General features: G+C 39.4%; 4 protein-coding genes. 1 reads left to right on the forward strand and 3 read right to left on the reverse strand.

Features of this window, described 5'->3' with window-relative positions:
* Window positions 1-1,629: an alpha-D-glucose phosphate-specific phosphoglucomutase gene (locus MCQ_RS06450; protein ID WP_006924289.1), complete on the reverse strand. Its 1,629-nt coding sequence runs from the start codon at window positions 1,627-1,629 to the stop codon at window positions 1-3.
* A gap of 193 nt (window positions 1,630-1,822) precedes the next feature.
* Between MCQ_RS06450 and MCQ_RS06455 the strand changes: the two genes are divergently transcribed.
* Entirely contained in the window at window positions 1,823-2,347 is a 525-nt protein-coding gene (locus tag MCQ_RS06455; protein ID WP_006924290.1) for a peroxiredoxin, read from the forward strand.
* Between the two features lie 83 nt (window positions 2,348-2,430).
* On the opposite strand, the gene MCQ_RS09405 is transcribed toward MCQ_RS06455, so the two are convergent.
* Complete coding sequence (locus MCQ_RS09405; protein WP_006924291.1) at window positions 2,431-2,583, reverse strand: hypothetical protein; 153 nt, start codon at window positions 2,581-2,583, stop codon at window positions 2,431-2,433.
* 1,263 nt (window positions 2,584-3,846) lie between these two features.
* Window positions 3,847-5,337, reverse strand: coding sequence for a histidine--tRNA ligase (gene hisS / locus MCQ_RS06460; protein WP_006924293.1), 1,491 nt, complete (start codon window positions 5,335-5,337; stop codon window positions 3,847-3,849).
* Window positions 5,338-6,204 lie beyond the last annotated feature (867 nt).

Consider the following 6,204-nt stretch of genomic DNA (forward strand, 5'->3'; position numbering starts at 1 on the left):
TTATGTGATAACATCGGGTCGCTCGCGACCTAATTTTTTCTGTATATTCAACAATTGCACAGCGGCTTTCTGCAAAGGTTGGAGAACTTTTTGCGGATCTTGATTGTGTTTGCGTGGATCGCTCTCAAACTGCTCAAAATAAAGTCGTACGGTAGCTCCCACCGTTCCTGTCCCTGATAAGCGCACCACGAGCCGTGCTCCGTTCTCAAAAAAAATGCGTATTCCCTGCCCTGTACTGATACTGTGATCAACGGGATCATGATAAGTAAAATCATCTGCTTTTTCGACCTTAAGTCCAGCAATTTCCATTCCTGCCTTTGGTAAATGTGCCCGCAACTGCTCGATAATCGCATAAGCTTTATCTGCCTCTACTTCTTCATAATCATACCGTGAAGTGTAAAAGCGCCCATAGGTGCGCCAATGCTGTTGCACAATTTGTGCAACAGTTTTCCCTGTCACCGCTAAAAGATTTAACCAAAACAAAACAGCCCATAAACCATCTTTTTCGCGGATATGATGAGAGCTCGTTCCAAAACTTTCTTCACCACAAAAGGTGACCTTTCCAGCATCCAAAAGCGTCCCAAAAAACTTCCAACCCGTTGGTGTTTCAAAAAAGTTTAATCCTTTTTTTTCAGCAACGAGATCAGCAGCACGCCCTGTTGGCATAGAGCGAGCAATCCCAGCAATACCATGCCGATACCCTTTAATCAGATGAGCATGATCTGCCATGATAGCCAAGGAATCAGAAGGTGTAACAAATTGTTTACAACCGATAATGAGATTACGATCACCATCACCATCAGACGCAGCTCCAAGATCAGGACCTTGATCACTCATCAACAAGTCATAAAGGTCCTTAGCATAAACCAAATTGGGATCTGGATGCTTTCCTCCAAAATCTTGCAAAGGAATACCATTCACTACCGTTCCTTCAGAAAACCCTAAACATTTTTCAAAAATTTCATGCGCATAAGGACCTGTGACTGCATGCATCGCATCAAAGCGCAAAGTGAGCCCTTCTATAACTGCTTTGGCAATGCGATCAAAATCAAAAATCTCCTGCATCAGATCCACATAATCGGCAACAGGATCAATAACCTCTACTTGCATAGGCCCTACAAAGGTTATACCTTGCTTACTTAAATCAATATCTGGAGCCTCAACGATCTTATAAAAAGAAAGACGCTGTGATGTTGCAAAAATAGCCTCACACAAAGCATCAGGAGCAGGTCCGCCATTGGAAATATTGTATTTGATGCCACAGTCCCCATCTAGACCACCAGGATTGTGACTCGCTGAGAGAATAAGTCCACCATAGGCATGATATTTGCGAATAAGATGTGAAACAGCAGGCGTAGAGAGAATGCCTTCTCTTCCCACTTTAACACGCGCAACACCATTAGCTGCCGCCACTTTCAACACAAGCTGAATCAGTGTCCGATTGAAAGTGCGTCCATCACCCCCAAGAATGAGCAATTTGCCCTCAAAAGGTCCAGCACTGTTAAAAATGGATTGAAGAAAATTTTCGACATAATGGGGCTGTTGAAAAACCGATACCTTTTTACGCAAACCAGATGTTCCTAGTTTTTGATCTCCAAAAGCCGTTGTCAAAACTGTCGTTATAGTCATGGTGACGCCTTCATATGAGTTCGTTCGATTTTACACTGCACATCCATCAAACGATTAATTCTACTTGACGCAAGAATGAAATACTTGCAAACTTATCACAATATATGATTGGTTTAAAATGCACCCTCCAACACGCTTTTAAACGTAAACACTGTTTTAAAACACAACTCCCAAAAAATATAGGAGCATAATTATGATGAGAAAAAAAGTTCCCGATGTCACTTTCCATACACGTGTACGTGATGACTCAGTTGGTGGAGATAACCCTTATCGGTGGCAAGACGTTAACAGTGATATGTACTTTAAAGGAAAACGCGTTATCCTTTTTTCTCTTCCTGGCGCTTTTACGCCTACTTGCTCAACCTTTCAGTTGCCCGATTTTGAAAAACTCTATGATGAATTTAAGCAACTTGGCATTGATGAAATTTATTGTCTTTCCGTTAATGATGCTTTTGTCATGAACGCTTGGGGGAAAGCACAAGACATCAAAAACGTAAAATTAATTCCTGATGGTTCCGGTGAATTCACCCGCAAAATGGGTATGCTTGTTGCCAAAGACAATATCGGTTTTGGAATGCGCTCATGGCGCTATGCTGCTGTTATTAATGATGGTATGATTGAAAAATGGTTTGAAGAAGAAGGTTTTTCAGACAATTGCACGACAGATCCTTATGAAATCTCTTCACCACAAAATGTTTTAAAAGCCTTAAAAGGTTAATTTTAAAACAAATCACGCGTTTAAAACGCACAAACTTCACGGCATAAATTCTTTTGGAAAGAGAACTTTGTGCCGTTTGTCTTTTATGAATTTTTAAGCGTAAAAAACGTAGCTGAAATATTTTTACCACGAAAAGCACACAACCAACCTCTCATAACACCCGCCCCCACCAATAAATCCAAAGATAACCATCCCTTGTCATGAACGCTAAAGGAAACACCCATCATCATGGGCATCAAAGAGCTCTACCGGCAAAAAACAGCCACCCGTATAACAATCTCATCCATCTCTCACCCAAAAATCACTTTTGATACGGCACTGTGTATTGTTCGTCCTCAATTTTATTTTCTTAAAATCCTTGACTCTTAGAGTGAAAATTTCTTTTTAAGTTAAAAAAACAACTGCTAAAGTAACTTTTTATTTTGAGATTCTGCTGTGAAAACCGCATCCATTTCATCATCATCTTTGTCAAACTCAGAGTGTTCATCACATCTGGCAAGCCCCCAAATATCCGAATTTATGAAATAACAGTCTTTTTTTGTTCCCTTCGCTACAATTTTGTTATGGTCTCATTCCTTGATACCTTCTTTAAAAGTTGCAAAATTAAGGTATTCTGGTTCTTCAGTTGAAAAGTCACAGATCAAAAACGCATCGAGAATAGGCTGATCTCATGTTACCTGATAAAATCATAAATCCACTTCATCTTCATCTAACATTTTCCTCACTTGCCACAACAGAACAAAAAAAGTTTTCATCCCAATAAACGAGAGCCCAAAGATCATACACCGACTATCGGACGCTCCTGAAAATGTGCTTTAGGGGAAGATCTTTAAATCCAAAGTTTGAAGGAGGACGCTGAAATAATTTTTTAATATCCTCAAGTTTTTCAAGAATAAAAGGATTCTTTTCATAGAGCAGAGTAAAATCGTATTGGAGCATTATATTTCTCCATTAACGCATTCATTTTATGAAAAGATGCACATTATCAACAAGTTACTATTATAGCATCTTACAATTTACCCCAATATTTTCCTGTAAAAGTTATTCGATCTAAATCATTTGATTGTTTTTTGAAACTTAAAAAAGTTTTTTAGGATAAAACGCTCTAGCCCTCTTTATCTTTCAATAATACTAGATTTTGTGCTGTCAACAAAAGAACAACAAAGCATTTGATGCCAATAAATGCGAATTCAAAGGCTAAGCCACTATGAACTTTCAATATTTTTATAAACTTTTAGGAAGGGGCCTTACGTGAAACCCTTGAATTTTTTCAGTGTTTTTGTTCATTAAAATGTTATCATCGCATCTCAGAAGAACGCGTTTTATAGTGAATAGGGCTTTTTTCACTCTTAACAAAATCTCTCTTTTATGCCGCACGGGCTCAAAAATCGATTTTGAACGCGTGTATAAGAACGCTTAAACGAGCAAAATACAGATCTTAAAAATTGAATCTCAAATTTCCAAAATATTTTGAATAATCGCTTCTATAAAGACTTTTACTATGACCGCCTTTGGGCTGCTAAAATATCTTGTACTGCTTTGACCAATTGTTCTTCATCAACTGTTATTTGTGCTGGTCGACTTTCGCGCCATGTTTGATTATCCTTAATTTCATGAGATAATCGCGTCCCTTCAATCAAATCTTTGATCTGTATTTTTCTGCTCTCGCGTTCTTGTGATCCTTGAATCACCACACAAGGCGCTTGGCGCCGATCCGCATATTTCATCTGCGCTTTAATCCCCGATGCCCCCAAATAGAGTTCAGCACGAATTCCCGCATGGCGCAACTGCATGACCATTTTTTGATATCGTGCAACCACCTCTGGCTCTTTATCCATCATCAGCACCACAACCGGCCCAGTCGTCTCCTTCATAGGCAACTTTCCAAGGTTTTGTAAAGCAGCTATCAATCGTGAAATCCCTATTGAAAAACCTGTTGCTGGAATGTTTTCACCACGAAAGCGTGCCACCAACCCATCATAGCGTCCACCACCACCAACTGAGCCAAAAACAACCTTTTGTCCATCATCATTAAAAACATCAAAAAGCAATGTAGCCTCAAAAACAGGACCTGTATAATAATCCAGCCCACGCACCACCGATGGGTCAATTTTGATACGATTCTGAGTGCCATTTGCAGCAAAAATTGCCTGCATTTCCTCAAGCTCACGAATCCCTTCAAGTCCTTGAGCATGATCACCAACAACTTTTTTAAGAGCATCAAGTGTTTCCTCTGCTGTTTCAGCCCCAGCAGCGGTTAAGGAAAGAATACAATCAATCTCTTTGTCCTTAAGCTCCGCTCCTTTTGTAAAATCACCACTTTCATCCAAACGCCCCTTACCCAAAAGCAAACGCACACCTTCAGGACCAAATTTATCCAGTTTATCAATTGCTCTTAAGACAGTTAAGCGCTTTTCAACCTGCTCATTCCCCCCCAAACCAATTTTCTCTAAAACGCACTCTAGAATTTTTCGGTTATTAAGGCGAATGGCATAATCATGATGCTGAAATCCTAATTTTTCTAAGCTATCTGCTGCCATCATACAAATTTCAGCATCAGCTGCTACCGTTTGTGTTCCCACAATATCCGCATCAAACTGCATAAATTGCCGAAACCGCCCTGGCCCGGGTTTTTCATTGCGGAAAACAAAGCCAAGACGATAACTGCGATAAGGTTTTGGTAAAGTTTCAAAATTCTCTGCAAAATAACGCGCAAGGGGCGCAGTAAGATCATAGCGCAAAGACATCCATTGTTCATCATCATCTTGTAGCGAAAAAACACCTGCGTTTGGACGATCTGAATCAGGTAAAAACTTGCCCAATACATCTGTATATTCAAAAATTGGCGTTTCAAGCGCTTCAAAACCGTAAAGTTCATAAACTTCACGAATTTGCGCAATCATTGTTTCAGTTGCATAAAGCTGTGCGCTTGTGCGATCAATAAAACCACGGGGTAAGCGAGCTTTGGTTTTTTCTTGTTTTGATGACATGTTTTTCTCTAGCAACAATATGTATTCACAGATGAATCTGTGTCTATCTTATAGAAACAAACGCTGCAATAACTTTATCAACTAAGAACTTGTAGCAACATTTATAAGCCTTTGTTTTCAAAGAAACACCTCATTATTGTTCCCAAATCCCTCGCACGACCCCATTCCGCAGAGGATATTGTGTAAAATCCATTGCCATCCTCTTTTTTACATTTATGAAGTTACAAGCTACCCACCATATTCTTATATTTGATATTTGCTAAAGCCTAATGTTGCGACTGCTCTTGCATTGAGAAGAGGCAGAAGAGGCATTTTCACCCTTTTCTTAAATGATTTCATCCACACACCAACCTCACTTGTAACATGCAAGGCAATGGTTATGATGGATTCAATATCAACAGGTCTGAAATGAGAGAATTTTACTGTATTTGGAGCGCTCATTCAAGTTACAAAACAATAAATTATCTTTATAAATCAATATATTGATTTTTACAAAGGCGCTGTTTTTTCCCTTAGTATAACCCGCTATGAAATGGTTTGCACTTTCAATATTAAAATGAAAATTCTGCATTGGCATTTTTATATTTCGCTCTTATAGACATTGTCTAAAAATGAGGAAAAGCCAAAGACGAGCACTATCCCAAAGACAAGCACCATCATTGTATTTCTAACATTCAATATTGCCACTACATCTTACACTTCAAGGTTCATAGATCTCCTATTCAATCCACCTTTTTGAACTGCAATCGCGTGATTTTTGCTGATAAAGGTGACAGGTGACAGGTGACAGGTGACAGGTGACAGGTGACAGGTGACAGGTGACAGGTGACAGGTGACAGGTGACAGGTGACAGGTGACAGGTGACAG

This window comes from Candidatus Bartonella washoeensis Sb944nv, assembly GCF_000278135.1.
GTDB lineage: Bacteria > Pseudomonadota > Alphaproteobacteria > Rhizobiales > Rhizobiaceae > Bartonella > Bartonella washoeensis.

Bases quoted from the DNA above. Each gene is read 5' to 3' on its own strand.
- MCQ_RS06450 (WP_006924289.1), bottom strand. From the start codon at position 1,629: ATGACTATAACGACAGTTTTGACAACGGCTTTTGGAGATCAAAAACTA.
- MCQ_RS06455 (WP_006924290.1), top strand. From the start codon at position 1,823: ATGATGAGAAAAAAAGTTCCCGATGTCACTTTCCATACACGTGTACGT.
- MCQ_RS09405 (WP_006924291.1), bottom strand. From the start codon at position 2,583: ATGCCCATGATGATGGGTGTTTCCTTTAGCGTTCATGACAAGGGATGG.
- hisS (WP_006924293.1), bottom strand. From the start codon at position 5,337: ATGTCATCAAAACAAGAAAAAACCAAAGCTCGCTTACCCCGTGGTTTT.